Source organism: Halomonas caseinilytica (assembly GCF_001662285.1).
Classification (GTDB): Bacteria; Pseudomonadota; Gammaproteobacteria; order Pseudomonadales; family Halomonadaceae; genus Halomonas; species Halomonas caseinilytica.
On sequence record NZ_BDEO01000001.1, the window covers coordinates 562,035 to 580,998 of the forward strand.

14 protein-coding genes are annotated in these 18,964 nt (G+C 65.2%); 5 read left to right on the forward strand and 9 right to left on the reverse strand.

Going from position 1 to position 18,964, the window contains the following annotated elements:
• Window positions 1–81: 81 nt before the first annotated feature.
• Both HSDC_RS02400 and ppsR read right to left on the reverse strand, forming a co-directional pair.
• Window positions 82–1,365 (reverse strand): imelysin family protein, encoded by a 1,284-nt coding sequence (locus tag HSDC_RS02400; protein WP_082919917.1) that lies wholly within the window; start codon window positions 1,363–1,365, stop codon window positions 82–84.
• Window positions 1,366–1,579: 214 nt separating this feature from the next.
• Window positions 1,580–2,413 (reverse strand): posphoenolpyruvate synthetase regulatory kinase/phosphorylase PpsR, encoded by an 834-nt coding sequence (gene ppsR / locus HSDC_RS02405; protein ID WP_064698316.1) that lies wholly within the window; start codon window positions 2,411–2,413, stop codon window positions 1,580–1,582.
• A 235-nt stretch (window positions 2,414–2,648) separates the two neighbouring features.
• On the opposite strand from ppsR, the gene ppsA reads away from it, so the two are divergent.
• Window positions 2,649–5,021 (forward strand): phosphoenolpyruvate synthase, encoded by a 2,373-nt coding sequence (gene ppsA, locus HSDC_RS02410; RefSeq protein ID WP_064698317.1) that lies wholly within the window; start codon window positions 2,649–2,651, stop codon window positions 5,019–5,021.
• 120 nt (window positions 5,022–5,141) lie between these two features.
• Window positions 5,142–5,618 carry a hypothetical protein gene (locus HSDC_RS02415; RefSeq protein WP_064698318.1) on the forward strand — a complete coding sequence of 159 codons (477 nt, stop codon included), beginning with the start codon at window positions 5,142–5,144 and terminating at the stop codon, window positions 5,616–5,618.
• A 183-nt stretch (window positions 5,619–5,801) separates the two neighbouring features.
• On the opposite strand, the gene HSDC_RS02420 is transcribed toward HSDC_RS02415, so the two are convergent.
• The 3 genes from HSDC_RS02420 to acnB all read right to left on the reverse strand — a co-directional run bounded on the left by HSDC_RS02420 (window position 5,802) and on the right by acnB (window position 11,137).
• A complete protein-coding gene (locus tag HSDC_RS02420) occupies window positions 5,802–7,676 on the reverse strand; it encodes a glycerophosphodiester phosphodiesterase family protein (protein WP_064698319.1) in 1,875 nt (624 codons plus the stop codon).
• Window positions 7,677–7,730: 54 nt separating this feature from the next.
• Window positions 7,731–8,216, reverse strand: coding sequence for a ribonuclease E activity regulator RraA (rraA, locus tag HSDC_RS02425; protein ID WP_064698320.1), 486 nt, complete (start codon window positions 8,214–8,216; stop codon window positions 7,731–7,733).
• A gap of 317 nt (window positions 8,217–8,533) precedes the next feature.
• Window positions 8,534–11,137 (reverse strand): bifunctional aconitate hydratase 2/2-methylisocitrate dehydratase, encoded by a 2,604-nt coding sequence (gene acnB, locus HSDC_RS02430; protein ID WP_064698321.1) that lies wholly within the window; start codon window positions 11,135–11,137, stop codon window positions 8,534–8,536.
• A gap of 253 nt (window positions 11,138–11,390) precedes the next feature.
• Here acnB and HSDC_RS02435 point away from each other — a divergent pair, with 253 nt between their 5' ends.
• The 3 genes from HSDC_RS02435 to HSDC_RS02445 are packed head-to-tail and all read left to right on the forward strand — an operon-like array spanning window position 11,391 to window position 16,420.
• A complete protein-coding gene (locus HSDC_RS02435; RefSeq protein WP_064698322.1) occupies window positions 11,391–11,831 on the forward strand; it encodes a DUF1289 domain-containing protein in 441 nt (146 codons plus the stop codon).
• Between the two features lie 22 nt (window positions 11,832–11,853).
• Complete coding sequence (locus HSDC_RS02440) at window positions 11,854–12,480, forward strand: MiaE family protein (RefSeq protein ID WP_064698323.1); 627 nt, start codon at window positions 11,854–11,856, stop codon at window positions 12,478–12,480.
• Window positions 12,481–12,514: 34 nt separating this feature from the next.
• Window positions 12,515–16,420: an ATP-binding protein gene (locus tag HSDC_RS02445; RefSeq protein ID WP_064698324.1), complete on the forward strand. Its 3,906-nt coding sequence runs from the start codon at window positions 12,515–12,517 to the stop codon at window positions 16,418–16,420.
• Window positions 16,421–16,469: 49 nt separating this feature from the next.
• Here the strand turns inward: HSDC_RS02445 and HSDC_RS02450 are convergent, their stop codons facing one another.
• From HSDC_RS02450 to queC, 4 genes are read right to left on the reverse strand one after another with little or no spacing between them, the layout of a single operon-like run.
• On the reverse strand, window positions 16,470–16,742 hold the full coding sequence (locus HSDC_RS02450) for a YkgJ family cysteine cluster protein (RefSeq protein ID WP_073292047.1): 273 nt from the start codon (window positions 16,740–16,742) through the stop codon (window positions 16,470–16,472).
• Window positions 16,739–17,584, reverse strand: a complete 846-nt coding sequence (locus HSDC_RS02455; RefSeq protein WP_064698325.1) for a 6-carboxytetrahydropterin synthase — start codon at window positions 17,582–17,584, stop codon at window positions 16,739–16,741. Before HSDC_RS02455 ends, HSDC_RS02450 begins: the two co-directional genes overlap by 4 nt.
• A complete protein-coding gene (gene queE / locus HSDC_RS02460; protein WP_064698326.1) occupies window positions 17,584–18,228 on the reverse strand; it encodes a 7-carboxy-7-deazaguanine synthase in 645 nt (214 codons plus the stop codon). The genes HSDC_RS02455 and queE overlap by 1 nt, the downstream gene beginning before the upstream one ends.
• Window positions 18,221–18,946, reverse strand: coding sequence for a 7-cyano-7-deazaguanine synthase QueC (gene queC, locus HSDC_RS02465; protein WP_064698327.1), 726 nt, complete (start codon window positions 18,944–18,946; stop codon window positions 18,221–18,223). Before queC ends, queE begins: the two co-directional genes overlap by 8 nt.
• Between the last annotated feature and the right edge of the window lie 18 nt (window positions 18,947–18,964).

An 18,964-nucleotide genomic window follows, 5' to 3' on the forward strand; every position in this document is an offset into this window, starting at 1 on the left:
CGCCGTCAGCGGGACTGTCGGCGACCGGGCAAAACACACGATGTCGGTGGTCTTCGGACACGATGTTACTCGAAAGGCATGTCAGAAAGTGTGTCCGGCATCGTCCGACTGCAGCGAGTTCACGCCGAGTTCGCCTGCCGCCTTCTCGATGGAACCGGTCTGGGTGACCAGCGCCAGGATAGCGTTGTTGACCAGCTCGGCGCCTCGTTCGTTCCCGGGAGCGATCATCATGTCGAAGGCCATCGGCGCCTGGTCGGCTTCGGCGGCCTGCTTGAGGGCGTCGAGCTCCTTCATGCTGTTGGCGAGCTGATCGGTCAGGGTTGCGTCGAGTGTGCTGTCCTCGGCGGCGACCAGGTCGGACAAGGCGGGGCCTTCCAGGGTCGAGCCATCGAGGCGCTGGTAGGTGCCGGTGTAGACGTTCTGGATGCCCTGGCCGTTGTAGTAGTGGGAGTTGTGGGTGTTGTCGCTGAAACAGTCGTGCTCGTCCTCGACGGAGTTGGCCTCCAGGGCGACTTTCATGCGTTCGCCGGCCAGTTCGCCCAGCGACAGCGAGCCCATGCCGAACAGCATGCGCCGCAGACCTTCCTCGGGAGATTCGGCCAGCAGGGCTTGACGATAGTTGTCGTCCTGATCCGGCGCCCACTGGGCCACCATCCACTCGAGGTCGTCGACGAGCAGGTCCGACGCGGCGTCGAGATAGGCCCCGCGTCGGTCGCAGTGGCCATGGGTGCAGGCGTCGCCGCTCATGTAATCGCTGGCGGGGCGCTCGCCGTTGCCGGCCTCGAAGCCGTGCAGATCTTGCCCCCAGAGCAGAAATTCGATGGCGTGGTAGCCGGTGGCGACATTGGCCTCGGAGCCGCCGATCTCGTTGAGATCGGACAGCAGCTCGGGCGTCAGCTCGCTGACGTCGAGGCTCTCGCCCGCGACCTGGATGCGCTCGTTGGCGATGATGTTGGCGGTGGCGCCAGCATTGCCCAGCTCGTGCTGATAGTCGTCGCCGGCGACGTAGTCGATCATGCCCTCGTCCAGGGGCCAGGCGTTGAGTTGTCCTTCCCAGTCATCGACCACGGCATTGCCGAAGCGAAAGACCTCGCTTTGCTGGTAGGGGATACGCGCCTCGCGCCAGGCCTGACGTGCGGCCGCGAGGGTCGCGTCGTTCGGTTCGGCGAGCAGAGCGTCGATGCGTTCGTCGAGGGTGCGAGCGGCAACCAGGGCATCCTGATAGTTGGCATGTGCCAGGTCGGCGTAATGGCCGACGACCTGCTCGGCGGTGATCTTGCCGTCGGCGGCCATGGCGGCGGCCGGGAAGAGAGTGGCCAGCGCGATGACGCAGGGCAGGGGGCGTGGCGCGAAGCGGGTTGGCATATTGGCATCCTTGTTCGAATTCAGCGCGTGAGCGTTCGGGCGATCAGGGGATGGGCAGGGTCGATGCCCCGTCAGTGATCACAATATAGTGGAACGATAACCAATCTCGCCAATGAATACGAATGAGATGCTCTGTTATTTAGTGGCGGGCCACCAGTGACGAGAGACAGCACCCAGGGAAGACCGTGGCTCGCGATGCGTGCCCCGTGCTGTGCTAGCGGGGCGAGAAGCGACGGTTGATGCCCGTCTCGGCGATCATGCGGGTGGAGATCTCCTCGACCGAGAAACGCGTGGTGTCGATGAAGGGAATGTGCATACGACGATAGAGCGCCTCGGCCTGGGTGACCTCCTGGACGCACTGATCCATCGAGCTGTATCGACTGTTGGGGCGACGTTCGTGCCGGATGGCTGCCAGGCGCCTCGGATCGATGGTCAGGCCGAACAGCTTGTGGCGATGCGGTTCGAGCGCCCGTGGCAGCTTGAGCTTGCCGGTCTCGTCGAGGTCATCTTCGGTGAGCGGGTAGTTGGCGGCGCGAATGCCGAACTGCAGGGCCAGGTAGAGCGATGAAGGCGTCTTGCCGCAGCGTGACACGCCGACCAAAATGATGTCGGCTTGGTCGTACTGGTGGGTGCGGGCGCCGTCATCGTTGTCCAGGGCGAAATGCACCGACTGGATGCGGTCCATGTAGACGTCGTCGCTGCCGATGGCGTGGGTACGCCCCACGCTGTAGGACGAGTGGGTCGCCAGCTCCTGTTCCAGCGGCTCCAGGAAGGTGGAGAAGATGTCGACCTTGAAGCCCGGGGCATCACGGATGACATCGCGGATCTGGCTGTCGACGATGGTGTCGATGATGATCGGTTGTTCGCCGTCCTTGACCGCCGTGGATTCGATGATGGCGGCCAGCTGGTGAGCCTTCTCGACGCTGTCGATGTAAGGCTTGGTGATCATGTGGATCTCGACGTTCTCGAATTGCGCGAGAAGGCTGCGGCCGAGGCTCTCGGCGGTGATGCCGGTCCCGTCGGAGATGAAGAAGGCGGTGCGTGTCATGGGCGGCTCGATGCGATGGGTTGTCGGTCGGTGCGCCCCATTGTCGGGCTACCCGAGATGACGCACAAGCCGGTCGACTACAGGAAAGGCACGGGAAGGGGCGATGTTGTAAAAAACCTCCAATGACTTCGATGTTAGACCAATGGCGAATATGGCGACCCGCTGGTAGAGTCGCGATCATCCATTCATGACGGCGTGTCATGGGCTATCAGGCGTCGACATCCAAGGGGGTTGCGTGGACGATTACATTCTGTGGTTCGATCAATTGGGCATGGACGATGTCGAGCGGGTGGGGGGCAAGAATGCCTCGCTCGGCGAGATGATCTCCAATCTTGCCGGAGCCGGGGTTACCGTGCCTGGCGGGTTTGCCACCACGGCCCACGCCTACCGCGAATTCCTTTCCCATGAAGGCCTCAACGAGCGCATCAATCAGCGCCTGGCCACGCTGGATATCGACGATGTCACCGAGCTGGCCGAGGCCGGCGCGGAGATTCGCCAGTGGGTCATCGACACGCCGTTGCCCCCGGCCTTCGAGCAGGCGCTGCGCGACAGCTACGAACAGCTGCAGGCCCGGCATCCCAACCTCAAGGTGGCCGTGCGCAGCTCCGCCACCGCCGAGGACCTGCCGGATGCCTCCTTCGCCGGCCAGCAGGAAACCTTCCTCAACATCGAAGGGTTCGACAACATCAAGCGGGCGGTTCACGAGGTGTTCGCCTCGCTGTTCAACGACCGGGCCATCTCCTATCGGGTGCACCGCGGCTATCCTCACGAGAACGTGGCGCTGTCCGCCGGGATCCAGAAGATGGTGCGCTCCGAGACCGGTGCCTCGGGCGTGATGTTCACCCTGGATACCGAATCCGGTTTTCGGGACGCGGTCTTCGTCACCGCTTCCTGGGGCCTCGGCGAGACGGTAGTGCAGGGCGCGGTCAATCCCGACGAGTTCTATGTCCACAAGCCGACGCTGGCGACCGGTCGCCCCGCCGTGCTGCGCCGCAACCTCGGCTCCAAGCTGATCAAGATGATCTACACCGGCGATGCCAGTGCCGGCAAGTCGGTGGAGACCGTCGACGTCCCGCTGGCCGACCGGGGGCGTTTCTGCATCGGCGACGATGAGGTCATGGCGCTGGCCCGCCAGGCGATGATCATCGAGCGCCACTACGGCCGCCCGATGGACATCGAGTGGGCCCTGGACGGCGACGATGGGGCGCTCTACATCGTGCAGGCGCGTCCGGAGACCGTGGTGTCGCAGCAGGAGGGCGGCAAGCTCGAGCGCTTCCAGCTCAAGGAGAAGGGCCGCACCCTGGTGACGGGGCGGGCCATCGGTCAGCGTATCGGGCGTGGCGCGGTCAAGGTCGTCGCCACACCGGATGACATGGACAAGGTGCTCGCCGGTGATGTCCTGGTCACCGACATGACCGACCCCGATTGGGAGCCGATCATGAAGCGGGCCTCGGCCATCGTCACCAATCGCGGTGGGCGGACCTGTCACGCGGCGATCATCGCCCGTGAGCTGGGTATCCCGGCCGTGGTCGGTTGTGGCGATGCCACCGAGGCGCTGGCCGATGGGCGCGAGGTCACGGTCTCCTGCGCCGAGGGCGATACCGGGCATGTCTATGATGGCTTGCTGGAGTTCGACCGCAATGTGACCAGCGTCGATGCCATGCCCGAGATCCCGTTCAAGATCATGATGAACGTGGGCAACCCCGATCGTGCCTTCAGCTTCGCCGGCCTGCCCAATGCCGGGGTCGGTCTGGCACGCCTGGAGTTCATCATCAACCGCATGATCGGGGTGCACCCCAAGGCACTGCTCGAATACGACACCCTGCCCACCGATCTGCAGCAGACCATCGACCTGCGTACTGCCGGCTACGATGATCCGGTGAGCTTCTATGTCGACAAGCTCGTCGAGGGGATCTCCACCCTGGCGGCAGCCTTCTATCCGGAGCGAGTCATCGTGCGGCTGTCGGATTTCAAGTCCAACGAGTACGAGAACCTGATCGGTGGCAAGCTCTACGAGCCCGGCGAGGAAAACCCGATGCTCGGTTTCCGGGGGGCTTCCCGCTATCTCTCGGATGCCTTCCGCCCCTGCTTCGAGCTGGAATGCCGGGCACTGAAGCGGGTTCGCGACGAGATGGGCCTCGACAACATCGAGATCATGGTGCCCTTCGTGCGGACGACCGAGGAGGCCCGCGATGTGGTGGAACTGCTGGCCGCCAACGGGCTCAGACGAGGCACCGATGGGCTCAAGATCATCATGATGTGCGAGCTGCCGGCCAATGCCTTGCTGGCCGATGAGTTCCTCGAGCACTTCGACGGATTCTCCATCGGTTCCAACGATCTGACCCAGCTGACCCTGGGCCTGGATCGCGATTCCGGTATCGTGGCGCACCTCTTCGAGGAGCGGAATCCAGCGGTGAAGAAGCTGCTGGCCATGGCTATCGCGGCCTGCAAGGCCCAGGGCAAGTACGTGGGCATTTGTGGTCAGGGCCCCTCGGATCACCCGGACCTTGCCAAATGGCTGATGGAACAAGGTATCGACTCCGTTTCGCTGAACCCCGACGCGGTGCTGGAGACCTGGTTCATGCTGGCCGGCGAGACCCTGAGCTGAGCTTGACATCATCTACGCCTTCCCATGACACCCGGCCCGTCCGGGTGTCATGCATTTCGGCGTCCACATTGGCGTGGCTTTTTGGCACCATTGCCCGTCAATCGTAATGAAGGACCCCCGATGGCGTATTTTCTGGTGATGGGGGGGCTGGCCCTGTCGCTCTGCATGTTGATTGGCTGGCCCCTGTGGCGAATGTTGTGCTGGCTGGGCAGGCGTCTCGGCGTGGGAGGGCGCGACCAGGATCGCTCCCGTGCGAAGCGTTCCGCCAAGCCCCGGGCCAAGGCAGCGACGAAAGAACAGAAACCGTCACGTGCGACGACCGCGAGTCACCGTCGATCGACTTCCCGCCAGGCCACACCGCGTTCCGGGCCCTGGTGGCTGACTCGGGCCCTGGCGCCGCTTGGGTCGGCCTGGCCGCTGGCCGTGGTGGCGGCGCTGCTCTACGGCGGTACCCGACTGGCCGAATATGGCATGGGCGCGCGCCCCCATGATGCGCCTGCTGCCTACCATCGGCTCGTCGAGGCCCTGGGCTGGGGCACGGCGGCCTTGATCGGCATGTCGGTGCTGGGACTGGTGGCGAGCTGGCGCTGCCGCTAGAAAGTCGCCAAGTGCGTATTCCCAAGGTTCCACGGCAGAGCAGAGGGCGTTGCGTTCTGGTGACCAGCCTTCGCGAGGCGCCTTAACCCTTTGCCTGGGCGCTGCATTCGCCATTCATGGCGGATGGCCCTCGCTTCGCCTTATCCCCGGCGCCCACCCATTGGGTCTTGAAGGAAAGGCTGTTCAGTCGCGCAGCCAATTACGCAGCTTGACCAGCATCAAGGCGCCGTCGCTCAGCGTTTCGCGTTCCTCGAGCAGGCGGACGAGGCGATCCGGCCGGTCGGTGATGATGCCGTCCACCCCAAGGTCGATCAGACGCGACATGCGGGCCGGGTCGTTGACGGTCCAGGCCAGCAGTCGATAGCCATGGTGGCGTGCCCGTTTCACTTCGTCGAGGTTGATGCGGTTGTGGCGCAGGGCCAGCGTATCGAAGCCACGGCGTGGCAGGGTGCCGCGCATGACCAGTTGTGCCAGCAGTGTCGTGTGTGCGTCGGGCAGACGGCGTTCGACCTCGCCAAGCAAAGGGTATGACAGGGCGGCGATACTGACCGAGTGCCAGGGATTGGCGGGGCCGCAGCTTGCCGGGTCTTCTGCCTGACGGCGGCATGACCGCCTGGCTTGCCGTTCCTCTTCCAGCACCTGTCCCACGGCGCTGACCAGTTCCGATCCACGGCGCGCGGAGGGTTTGAGCTCGATCATCAGGTGCGCGCGCCCGCGGACGCGCTGCAGGACCTCGTCGAGCCTGGCAATGCGTGTGCCGACGAAGGGGTCGCCGAACCAGCTACCCACGTCGACCGTCTCGAGCACGCTGCTATCGAGATCATCGATCCGGCGGTCGTCGCCGGCCAGCCTTGACAGGCTGGCATCATGATGCAGGACGACCTTGCCGTCCCGGGTCAGCCGTACGTCGATCTCGATCGTGTCGGCGCCATCGGCCATGGCCCGGTCGATGGCCGGGATGGTGTTTTCCGGCGCCTGGGCCGAGCTGCCCCGGTGGGCGATGATCTCGACGTCCTCCTGGATCTCGAAGCGATTGAGAATCAGCCAGGCCTGGCTCAGCGCGAAAGCCACCACGGCGATCTCGACCGCCCAGGCCAGGCGTCCAGGATGGCCGGTGCCGGAGCGAGATGCCGGGCGCGGCTCCTGGTGGGCCAGCCGTAGGTAGAGGCAGGTGGCCAGCAGCGCATTGAGCGCAATACCGAGAAAGGTGATGGCCAGGGTGACCAGCATGTAGGCGCCGACATAGGCAAGCATGGCCGGCAAGAGAATGGCCTGGCGTTCCGGCAACTGACCTAGCAGCGGCGTGAAGAGGGCATCGAAGAGCGCCGTGGCGGCGAAGGGAGAGACCAGGATCGCCAGCAAGAGCAGCAGGATGGCACCGACGATGTGTCGTCCCTGGCCCCGGGTGAGGCGAGCGCTGCGGCCCAGAGCGCGATGCGGTGCGACATTCTCGAGCACCAGAACCGGCAGAGCCAGGTGCCAGCGGGCATAGAGAGCGGCAGCAATGACCAGCCAGAGCAGCACGATGGGCAGGGCGCAGGCCAGGAACCACCACAGCACGGATGGCTTGGCCTGTAGCACATAGTAAGGGTCCAGCCCGCCGAGGAAATGCCCGTAAAGGCCTGCCAACACGAGGATGAATGGCAGGATCAGCAACAGGTGAGCGCCGATCTGCAGCACGACGAGTCCGGCCAGGGCGGGCAGGTGTCTGAGGCAGGCCATCAGGGTCTCGAAGGCCTGCCGGTAGTGGTTGGTTCGAGGGCGGACGGCTACCAGGGTCATGCCGGCCTGTTGCAGGTAGAGCACCAGGAAGGTCAGGCCGATCGCGGCCAGTAGCCAGCTCAGACCTTCGGGGGCAAGCAGTGCTGCCAGCAGGCCGGTATTGGAGATCAAGGGATGGCCGAGGTGGCCGAGCAGCCAGGCCAGTGTCCAGCCGGCCGCCGGCAGCAGCAGGCTGGAAGCGAGCAGGGTGAAGAAGAGATGGTAGGCGATGAGCGGGCGCAGGTGATCGCGAAGCGTACGTAGCACATCGCCGCTAAGCGGTATCAAGGATCGCATGGCAGGCCTCTCCGTCGGCTTGTTCCCGGCATCCTCGCCTGGTTAAACAGTGATTCAACTGAGCGGCAGTTGGCGCTCGGCGATCAACACGCCGTTGTTATCGGCGTAGAGCCATTGCCCGGGCGAGATGGTGACGCCACCGAAGGTCACCGGAATGTCCCGTTGTCCCTCGCCGCGCTTTTCGCTCTTGCGAGGGTGGGCGGCCAGGGCCTGGATACCCAGCTCGGTCTCGGCCAGTTCATCGACATCCCGCACGCAGCCGTACATGATCACGCCGACCCAGCCGTTGCCCGCTGCCTTCTCGGCCAGCATGTCGCCGAGCATCGCGCAGCGCGTCGAGCCACCAGCATCGACCACCAGCACGGCGCCGTCGCCAGGCTCGTCGATCGCTTGCTTGACCAGCGAATTGTCCTCGAAGCATTTCACGGTGCGCACTGGGCCATGGAAGGCCTCCAGGCCTCCGAAGTTGACCAGCAATGGCTCGAGGATGTCGACGTCCGGGTACTCGTCGCAGATGTCGGGTGTGGCGATGGTCGTCATGGAGGGAGGCCTCTTCACGATGAATGAAGCCTTGATGATGCCATAGTCGGCGGCGAGGAAAATGCCTCCTTGGTGGAGCGGTATCGCTGTTACCGTGCGCATCCCTTGAGCAGGTGTTGGCGACAGAACGGGAAAAGTACTTGAGCAGGGGCTCGAGCAGGTATTTGGGCAGATACCCGAAAAGCACATTCGCAAGCGCTTTTGCCCAGGCATAAAAAAGCGCCCCGCAGGGCGCTTCGGTCATCGGCTCCGGCCACGCCGCCGTGGCGGCGGGCCTTCGATGTTGCGAGCATCGGAGTCGAAAGAGGTGATCCGGATCAGGCTTCCTGAGCCACCGGGATCACGTTCGAGGCGGCGTTCTGAAACTCCTCGATCTCATGGAAGTTCATGTAACGATAGATCTCGCCGGCCATGGCGTCGAACTCGCTCATGTAGCGACGATATTCGTCGACGCTGGGCAGGCGACCTTCCACCGCTGCCACCGCCGCCAGTTCGGCGGAGGCCAGGAAGACGTCGGCGCCGTCGCCCAGGCGGTTGGGGAAGTTGCGCGTGGAGGTGGACACCACGGTGCTCTTGGCCGCCACACGAGCCTGGTTGCCCATGCACAGCGAGCAGCCGGGCATCTCCATGCGTGCGCCGGCGCGTCCATAGATGCCGTAATAGCCTTCCTCTGTCAACTGGTGCTGGTCCATCTTGGTCGGCGGTGCCAGCCACAGCTTGGTCTTCAGGCTACCGGCGGGCTGCTTTTCGAGCAGCTTGCCGGCGGCGCGGAAGTGGCCGATGTTGGTCATGCACGAGCCGATGAAGACCTCGTCGATGGAGCGGCCGGCCACGTCGGAAAGCAAGCGGGCGTCGTCGGGGTCGTTGGGTGCGCAGAGCACCGGCTGGTCGAGCTCGTCGAGATCGATCTCGATGACCTCGGCGTACTCGGCGTCCTTGTCGGCGCGCATCAGACTCGGATTCTCCAGCCATTCTTCCATGGCCAGAATGCGGCGCTCGATGGTGCGCTTGTCGCCGTAGCCGTTGGCGATCATCCACTTGAGCAGGGTGATGTTGGACTTCAGGTACTCGCTGACGCTGTCCTCGGAGAGCGTGATGGTGCAACCGGCGGCGCTACGTTCGGCGGAGGCATCGGAGAGCTCGAAGGCCTGCTCGACGGTAAGGTCCTCGAGACCCTCGATCTCCAGGATGCGGCCGGAGAAGGCGTTCTTCTTGCCGGACTTCTCGACGGTCAGCAGCCCCTTCTGGATGGCATAGTAGGGAATGGCGTGGACCAGGTCGCGCAGGGTGACGCCCGGTTGACGCTTGCCCTTGAAGCGCACCAGCACCGATTCCGGCATGTCCAGCGGCATCACGCCGGTAGCGGCGGCGAAGGCCACCAGGCCGGAGCCCGCCGGGAAGGAGATGCCCATCGGGAAGCGGGTGTGAGAGTCGCCGCCGGTGCCCACGGTGTCGGGCAGCAGCATGCGGTTCAGCCAGGAGTGGATGATACCGTCGCCGGGGCGCAGGGAGACGCCGCCACGATTCATGATGAAGTCGGGCAGGGTGTGGTGCGTCTCGACATCGACCGGCTTGGGATAGGCGCTGGTGTGGCAGAACGACTGCATCACCAGGTCGGCCTGGAAGCCCAGGCAGGCCAGATCCTTGAGCTCGTCGCGGGTCATCGGGCCGGTGGTGTCCTGAGAGCCGACGGTGGTCATCTTGGGCTCGCAGTACATGCCTGGGCGCACGCCCTCCATGCCGCAGGCCTTGCCGACCATCTTCTGGGCCAGGGTATAGCCGCTGTTACTGGCGGCCGGCTGTTCCGGCTTGCGGAAGACGTCGGACGGCTCGAGCCCCAGGGATTCGCGGGCCTTGGCCGTCAGGCCGCGACCGATGATCAGCGGGATGCGACCGCCGGCGCGCACCTCGTCGAGCAGCAACTGGGTCTTGAGCTCGAAGGTGGTCAGCACCTCGTCGGTGCCGTGGCGACAGACCTTGCCCTCATAGGGATAGACGTCGATGACATCACCCATCTCGAGCTTCTCGACGTCCATTTCGATGGGCAGGGCGCCGGAGTCTTCCATGGTGTTGAAGAAGATCGGGGCGATCTTGCCGCCGAAGCAGAAGCCGCCGGCGCGCTTGTTCGGCACGTTGGGGATGTCGTCGCCGAAGAACCACAGCACGGAGTTGGTGGCGGACTTGCGTGAGGAGCCGGTACCGACCACATCGCCCACGTAAGCGACCGGGTGCCCCTTGGCGCGGACTTCCTCGATCTGCTTGAGCGGGCCGGTGGTGCCGGGCACGACCGGCTCGATGCCATCGCGCTCGTTCTTGAGCATGGCATTGGCGTGCAGCGGAATGTCGGGGCGCGACCAGGCATCCGGCGCCGGGGAAAGGTCGTCGGTGTTGGTTTCACCGGGGACCTTGAAGACGGTCAGAGTGATCTTGTCTTCCAGTGCCGGCTTGGACAGGAACCACTCGGCCTCGGCCCAGGAGCGGATGATGTCCTTGGCCACCTCGTTGCCGGCCTTGGCGCGCTCTTCCACGTCATGGAAGGCATCGAACATCAGCAGGGTGTGCTTGAGCTGCTCGCCGACCTCGGCGGCCAGAGTCTCGTCGTCGAGCAGTTCGACCAGCGAGACGATGTTGTAGCCGCCCTGCATGGTGCCCAGCAGCTTGACCGCGTGAGTCTTGTCGACCAGCGGAGACTCGGCCTCGCCCTTGGCGATGGCGGTGAGGAAGGCCGCCTTGACGTAGGCCGCCTCGTCGACACCGGGAGGGATGCGGTTGGTCAGCAGGTCGAGGATGAACTCTTCCTCGCCGGCCGGCGGCGATTTCAGCAGTTCGACCAGGGCGGCTGTCTGCTCGGCATTCAGCGGCTTCGGCGGTACGCCGTCCTGGGCCCGCTCCTCGACATGTTGGCGATAGGCTTCAAGCACGTGGTGGCCCTCATTGGTTGTGGTGTCCGAGTCTCGACCCTGGCGTCGCATGGCGAGGCGGGGGAGGTCGGCACGTGAAACAACGCTGTCATCGGTGGCGCAATTCTAAAAGAAACTGTCGACAATGTTAAGAAGCCCCGTGGTGACGGGCTTTGAACTTTGGTCTTCGGCCGGGTGATGCGAGGTTTTCCGGGGTGCCAGAATGGCGGCGCCGCGTTACCATGTCGCCGAATCGACGGAGAGGGAGCCTTCGATGGCGGGACGCGTGATATCCCCCTGTGTGGGATTGTGCTCGACGACGGTGGGCGACCGGGTCTGCCGGGGTTGTCAGCGCATCGATGACGAGATCCGCGACTGGCCCGGTTTCGAGGCCGAGGAACGCCAGCGCCGGATGGATGCGCTGGATGCCCTGCGGGTGAGCGTCGCTGGTCGTCATCTGACCGTGGTGGATGCCGAGGCGCTCCAGGCGCAGCTCGAGCGCCACCGCATACGCTTCCGCCAGGATCAGCCGGCGCTGTCGCGGGCGGTGGAGTTGCTGAGGGTCGGGCGCGGGCGTATCCGCGACCTGTCGCGTTACGGCCTGAAGCCCCGTGAACCGCTGGATGCCGCGACGCTGCATGAGCGAATTGCCGGCGAGCTCTTGGCTGCCGCCGAGGCGCGGCGACGGTCCATCGATGCGGCCTCTCTCCCATAGTCCAGCCACCACCGGAATACCCATGTCTGCCACCGTCACACACGATCCCCGGCTGCCTGACGCCATTCTCGATTTTCTTGCCTGCCCCACGCCCGCCAGCTGGGTCGACTGGGCGCTGGAGAACCCCGAGACGCTGCTCATCGATCATGCCCAGTGCGAGAAGAAAGCGGCGTCCACGGCCATGAGCCTGCTGTATCGCTATGTCGATGATGCCGAGCTGCTGACCAAGATGGCCCGCCTGGCGCGGGAGGAACTTCTGCACTTCGAGCAGGTGGTCAAGCTGATGGAAGGACGCGGCATTGCCTATCGGCCCATCGGAGCTGCCCGCTATGCCGAGGGGTTGCGTCGCCATGTGCGTGGTGGTGAGCCGCATCGGCTGGTCGACGTGCTGATCGTCGGGGCCATCATCGAGGCACGCAGTTGCGAGCGATTCGCTCGATTGATCCCTTTCCTGGACGAGGAGCTTGCCAAGTTCTATCGCGGTCTGGTTAAGTCGGAAGGGCGTCACTATGAGGATTACCTGATGCTGGCGCAGAGGATCTCTCCGGAACCGCTCGAGGCGCGCATCGCCTTTTTCATCGAGCGCGAGGCCGAGTTGATCACCATGCCGGACACGGCATTTCGTTTTCACAGCGGTGTGCCGGCCTGAGGCCGTTGTCGCCGCCCAGCAGGACAGGTCCAACATGCGGGATGCTTCCGACGTCGCGACACATGACGAGCAGGATCACCTGGCCCTTTTCGGTCATTTCTCGCTGACCCTGGGCGACGATGCCTTGACCCACTTCAGCTATGACAAGGTCAAGGCGTTGCTGGTCTATCTGTTGCTGCACGACCAGCCCGTCAATCGGGCGACTCTGGCCGAGCTGCTCTGGCCCGACCAGGGGTTGTCGTCGGGGCGTACCAACCTGCGCCATGCCTTGCATTGTCTGCGCCAGTCGTTGGGCGAGAGTGCCGAACGCGTGCTGATCGTCTCGCGCCAGACCATCGCCTTTCGCCTGCCGGATACCTGGTGCTTCGATCTTCACGAATTACAGTCGCTGCTCGATGGGCCGGCCAATGTCGAGACCCTCGAAGAGGCGTTGACGCATTATCAGGGGGACCTCGTCGAGGAGCTGCAACTGGCCAGTTGCTCGGAATTCCAGCGTTGGCTGGTGCAGGTGCGCAACGAATGGCGCCAGCGGGTGATCCGCTTCGCCGAGGCCGTGCTGGAGCAGCATGATCCCTTGCCCGACGAGTTGCTGCAGTCCCTGGTCAGCCGCTTCTCCGGCTATGGTCCCTTCCACGAGCGGCTCGTTCGTCAACTGGCCGAGCATGGGCACCTGGCCGCTGCCCACGAGCAATACAATGCCTATCTGCAGTTGCTGGCCCTGACCGGCCAGCAGCCCGATCCCAGTTTCCTGCAACTGGCTCGCTACTGGTCCGATGGCACGCCGGAGCCGGGTGCCGGCCCGAGTGGCGCCTTTTCACGCACCCTGGCCGCGGACAGCATGCCGCTGCGCGAGGAGGAGATCGAGCAGCGGCAATTGTCGGTCATGGCCATTCGGCTGCGGCTCGATGCGGATCTCTCATCCCGGAGCGAGGCGCGGGCCTGTCTGGCGCTGCAGATCGAGTTGATGCGCTGGCTCGAGCAGCAGTGCCACCACCTCGGCGGGTTCTGGCTGCCGGGTGCCACCGGCGGTCTGGGGCTGGCGTGTTTCGGCACTCACGGGCCGGCTCATCAACTGGCCGAGCTGGTGGCGCTGTATGAACATTGCCGTCGTGTGCTCCCCGAGGAATGCCGACGCCATTGGGAGGGCGAGAGCGAGCCGCCCAAGTTCGAATTCGCCGCTGGCTTGAACAGCGGTCGAGTCGTCTATCTGCCCGAACGCCACCTGGTGGATCCCTTGGGCCAGGTCACTCAGGGCTCGCTGGCCTTGATGGATGCCGCCGAGGGCAGCGAACTGGTCATTTCCCTGGAAGCCAGCCAGCACATGCCGCCGGCTCTCGATCTGCAGCCGCGCTTGTCGTCGCGGCTGGTGGCCAGCGATGGCCGCGTGCGGCTGCGAGCCTTGGTGCTGGGTACCAACGAAGGCGGCCGCGAGGCCCTGCCACCGAGCCTGGTCGGTCGAGAAGGGGCGCTGCGCACCCTGCGCGATGCGCTGGCCCGGGCGGGCATCGGGCTGCGCCAGAGCGTACTGGTGCGAGGCCCTTCGGGACTCGGCAAGTCGGCCCTGCTGGTCGGGTTTCGCCAACTCGAGCAGAGCCGCGAAGCCGCGATCTGCTGGCAACCCACCACGCGCCTGTCGGTGCAGGAGCCTTATGGCGTGGCCCGCCAGTTGCTGCGCTGGCATCTCGAGGGCGACATCGACGACGAGACGTTCGACGGCCAGCTTGGCGGGCTGGTGGACGAAGAGCTCAGCGATGATCATCGGCTCCTGCTCAAGGAAGCTCTCGGCGTCTGCGAGCCACGCGAGTTGGCGGCGCTGGCCCAGAGCGGCGAGGCCGTGGAGCTGGTGGTGACCCTGTTGCACCGGCTGATCGCCGAGATGACCGCGTCTCGTACCCTGGTCCTGATGATCGATGACCTGCAATGGCTGGACGAGCCGTCCTTCAAGGTCCTGGCCGCACTCCAGGCGCGTCTGCCGATCAACTGTCCCTTCCTGCTGGTGGCCAGCCATCATGGTCGCGAAGCGCTGCCGGCGCGTCTGGACTGGGATCAGCAGATCACCCTCGGACGCCTCGATGCGATGCAATCCTCGCGCCTGCTGTCGCAGTTGGCGCGTCGTTATCGCCTGCATCTCAGTCCCCGGTTGCGCGGGCAGATCATCGAGCGGTGCGATGGCGTGCCGCTCTATCTCCAGGAGATCTGTCGCCGGGTCGACATGGATCGCCGTGAAGGGCGCAGCATACAGCTCGATGAATTGCCCCGCGGGCTGCTCGGGCTGCTCGCCAGCCGTATCGACCAGCTGGATGCCGACCGTGAGGTGGCGCATGTGGCCGCCGTGCTGGGGCGACGCTTCCGTCTCGATTTCCTGGCCGAGTGCAGTGGCTGGGAAATGCCGCGCCTGATGTCGGCGCTGGAGCAGATGACCCGGCTGGAGATCATCGAGCCCGCCGAAGGGGAGACCGAGGGGCGCGAATACCAGTTCACTCACCAATTGCTGCAGGAAGCGGCCTACCTGTCATGCCCTCGCGACATTCGGGTCAACCTGCATCGACAGGTGGTGGCTTTGATCGAGGAGCATTTCCCGGTCTGGATCAGCCGGCACCCCGGGGATTTCGCCACACACCTGCGCCGTAGCGGCCAGTATGCCCGCGGTGCCCGCTACTTCGAGCTGGCGGCCCGAGAAGCGCTCAAGGTCAGCGCCAATCGCACGGCAATGAAGATGGCCGACTTCGGCCTGGCCAGCCTGCGTCACGTGGAGGACCAGGTGGAGCGTGAGATCAGCCTGCACACCGTCCGTGGCCAGGCCGCCTTTGCCCTGGAGGGGCATGGCTCGCCTTCCGCGCACGACAGCTTCGTTCGGGCCCGGGAGTTGCTGATCGGCATCGACGATTCACCCGAGGACATCGAGGACCTGGAACAGGCCTTCCTGGTCAAGTGGGGGCTCTGGGTCGGGTGCAGCCAGCGCAACGCGCATGCCGATGCCTTCATGCTCGCTTCGCGGCTGGCCGATCTGGCGGATCGGCTGGAAGACCCGCGTTATCGCCGCCTGGCCGACTTCGCCCGGGCTTGTTGCGAATACTGGGCCGGGCGTGTCCAGCAGGCCTACGAGCACCTCGAGGAGATCGACCCGCTCAACTCTCCCATGATGATCGAGTGGCTGCCGTTCTCCGACCATCCCCAGGTGGCCGCGGCCTGCTTCCAGGGCTGGGCGTTGTGCCTGAGGGGCGATTACCGTCGCGCCGAGCGCCAGGTGGAGTCGGCCATTCGACTGGCCGAACGCTTCAATCACCCCGGCAGCCTCGCCATGGCCTTGATGTATGCGGCGGCCCTGTACCGTCAGGTCGGTCATGTGCATCTGGCGGCCAGCCGCGCCGAGCGTGCCTACGAGATCACGGGCTCGTCGGACCTGCATCTCTGGCAGGTGGCCGCGCGAAGCGTGCTGGGATGGCAACGGGCCCTGGCCGGTGACCGCGAGGGGCTGACGATCATCGAGGGCGCCCTGGAAGAGCTGGCCGAGGTTACCGGGCGCGATCCTCACCAACGCCCTGCGCTATGGTTCGTGGATGCCTGCATATCGATGAACGAGCTGGCCCGGGCCGAGGAGTATCTCGACCAGTCGCTGATGATTGCCCGGGAACGAACGACCCTGTTCGTGCCGGAACTGGCGATTCAGTTGGCGCGGGTGCGCCAGCGACTCGGGCATCCTGCCGGTGAGGTGCGCACCTTGGCCGAGCTGGCGCTGACCCAGGCCCGGGACGACGGCAACCTGCACCAGGAACTGTGTGCCCTCGAGCTCTGGCTGACCCTGGTCGACCCGGAGGACACGGGCGCTCGCGAGGATTTCCGACGGCTGCTCGGCGAGGTCAGCCACAGCGATGCCCCGGTGCTGGTGAGATGGCGGACCCTGCTGGACAAGCGGCTGACGCACCTGGCCGATGCTTGAGAGGGTATCGCCCCGGCTCGTGCGCGAGACCTTGGCTTTCCTGGGTGCTTCAGGTGCTGCTGGCCGTCTCCAGAGAGGCGATCAATGTCAGCGCCTGCTCGCGATGGTCACCGCATAGTTCGCGGTCATAGTCGAAGCGTTCGCAGACCGCGGGGCGCGCGGGATCACCGAACAGCCGGCAGAGGTTGTCGTCGGTGAGTTGCACGCAACGTACCCCCGCCGGCTTGCCGTCGGGCATGCCGGGAATGGGGGAGCTGATCGAGGGAGCGATGCAGCAGGCGCCGCACCCCGGACGACACCCTTGTTTCGCCACGCCCGTCACGGTTTGGCCTCCGCAAAGGCCCCCTTGTCGATGCCCTCGAACGCCTGGACACGAGTGGCTTGGCCGGTCTCCCGGGTGATCTCTCCGGCCAGCCAGGCGGCGATGTGCTCCACGGTGGTGGAGGTCGGCATGACCACACAGCGCTCGCGCGGCAGGCTCATCGTGAAGTATCCCTGCGCGGCGCGATAGCTGGTGACCAGCCGGCCGAGCCAGGAGGCTTCCATGCCCTCGTCGACATCGGCCTCGTCCACCAGATAGCGAGCATCGAGGCGCGCCGCCCAGTCGGCTTCCAGCGCGGGGCAGCGCTGCCCGTTCTGCCAGACATGCAGGCGCGAGCGGTGGCCGTGGGCAATGCGCTGGCAGTTGCCGGCGTGTCGTTTCAGGCCGTGACTGTAGCGATAACCGGCACCTTCGATGGGCTCGTCGCTGAGCGTGAGGCGTATGGCCTCGACACGCTCGGGTGGCTGACGCATCAGTCCCTGGTCGAGGTGTTCGGCCAGCCGCTGCGGGGTGACGGCCGGCCAGGGCAGCAGGCTGAAAGCCTGGCGCGGGCCGCGCACTTCCAGGGCGTAGGGGGTCTCGGTACGGACACGTAGCCCCTCGTAGCATTCCTGGACGTTCACTCCCGGAGCTTCGGTGGGCACCAGCAGGGTGTGGTCGACGCCACGGTCGAGGCGCGACTTGATCCAGGGCTTGACCTCGCCGAAGTCGAACAGCATGCCGTCAGCGCCGAGTTCGCCGTCGAGCTCGGCGTCGACACGCCAGCTGGCGCCGATCAGTCCGTGCTCCGGGCACCACAGCGACGCATCCAGGTGGGTCAGGCGGTTGACGAAAAGCGTCATCAGTCGATCCCCGCGATCTTGTGGGCCTGAATCGACAGGCGCCAGCGTGGATGGGCCAGGCAGTAGGCCACGGTGGCGGCCATGGTATCGCGTGCCTCGCCGAGCGGCGAGGTATCCATGGGCTGCAGGAAGAAGTGGCGGAAATCCAGCTCGGTGAACCGCTCCGGTGGCGCGTCGGGCTGGGGATGCACCAGCTTGAGCTCGTCACCTCGGGTCTGGACCAGCGGCGTATCGCCCTTGGGGCTGACACACAGCCAGTCAATGCCAGCCGGGGCGGCCAGCGTACCGTTGGTTTCCACGGCGATGTCGAATTCCCGTTCGTGCATTGCCTCGATCAGCGCCTCATCGAGCTGCAGCAGGGGCTCGCCTCCGGTGAAGATGACCTGCGGGCGCGCGCCATCCGATGTGCCCTGCCAGAGGGCGACGAGGTGGTCGGCGAGCGCCGGGGCATCGGCGAAACGCCCACCGTTCTGCCCGTCGGTACCCCGGAAGTCGGTGTCGCAGAATCGGCAGGCGGCAGCGGCGCGGTCGGCCTCGCGGCCGGACCACAGGTTACAGCCGGCGAAGCGGCAGAAGACGCTGGCGCGACCGGCCTGTCCGCCTTCGCCCTGGAGCGAGTAGAAGGCTTCCTTGACGCTATACATCGTGCTCCCCCTCGGAAGGTGCGTCGGCGACGGGTTCGGGACGATATGAATAGCCGAGAGGGTCGTCGATGCCGTTGGCGGCGAAGGCCGCCAGGCGCTCCCGACAGCTGCCACAGCGACCGCAGGCGAGAGATTCGCCCAGGTAGCAGGTCCAGGTGTCGGCGTAGTCCAGGCCCATGGCGAGCCCGCCGGCCAGGATCTCGGCCTTGGTGCGGCGCAGATAGGGCGTGTGGATCTCGACCGGCTCGAAATTGGCGATGCCGGCGACGGCGTTCATGGCCTCGACGAACTCGGGACGACAGTCCGGGTACAGTACGTGGTCGCCACCGTGAGCGCCGTAGTCGACGCGGCCGGCACCGATGTTCACGGCCTTGGCGATGGCCATCGACAGCAGCATCATGTTGCGATTGGGCACGACGGTGTCGGCGAGGTTGTCGGCGTCATAGTCGCCATCGGGCATGCGGCGATCGGCATCGGTGAGCGCCGAGTTGTCGATCAGGCCATGAATGACGCGGATATCGACCACCTGATGGGGCACGGTCAGCTCGCGGCAGACGCGCCTGGCCACCTCGAGTTCGCGAGCATGGCGCTGGCCATAGTCGAAGGAGAGGGCATGCACGTCGCGGCCTTCGCGCAGGGCCCGATGCAGTACCGTGAAGGAATCCATGCCACCGGAGTAGATCACCACGGTGGCCGAAGAAGCGGAAGCTTGGGACATGGTTGGCCTGTATGTCGG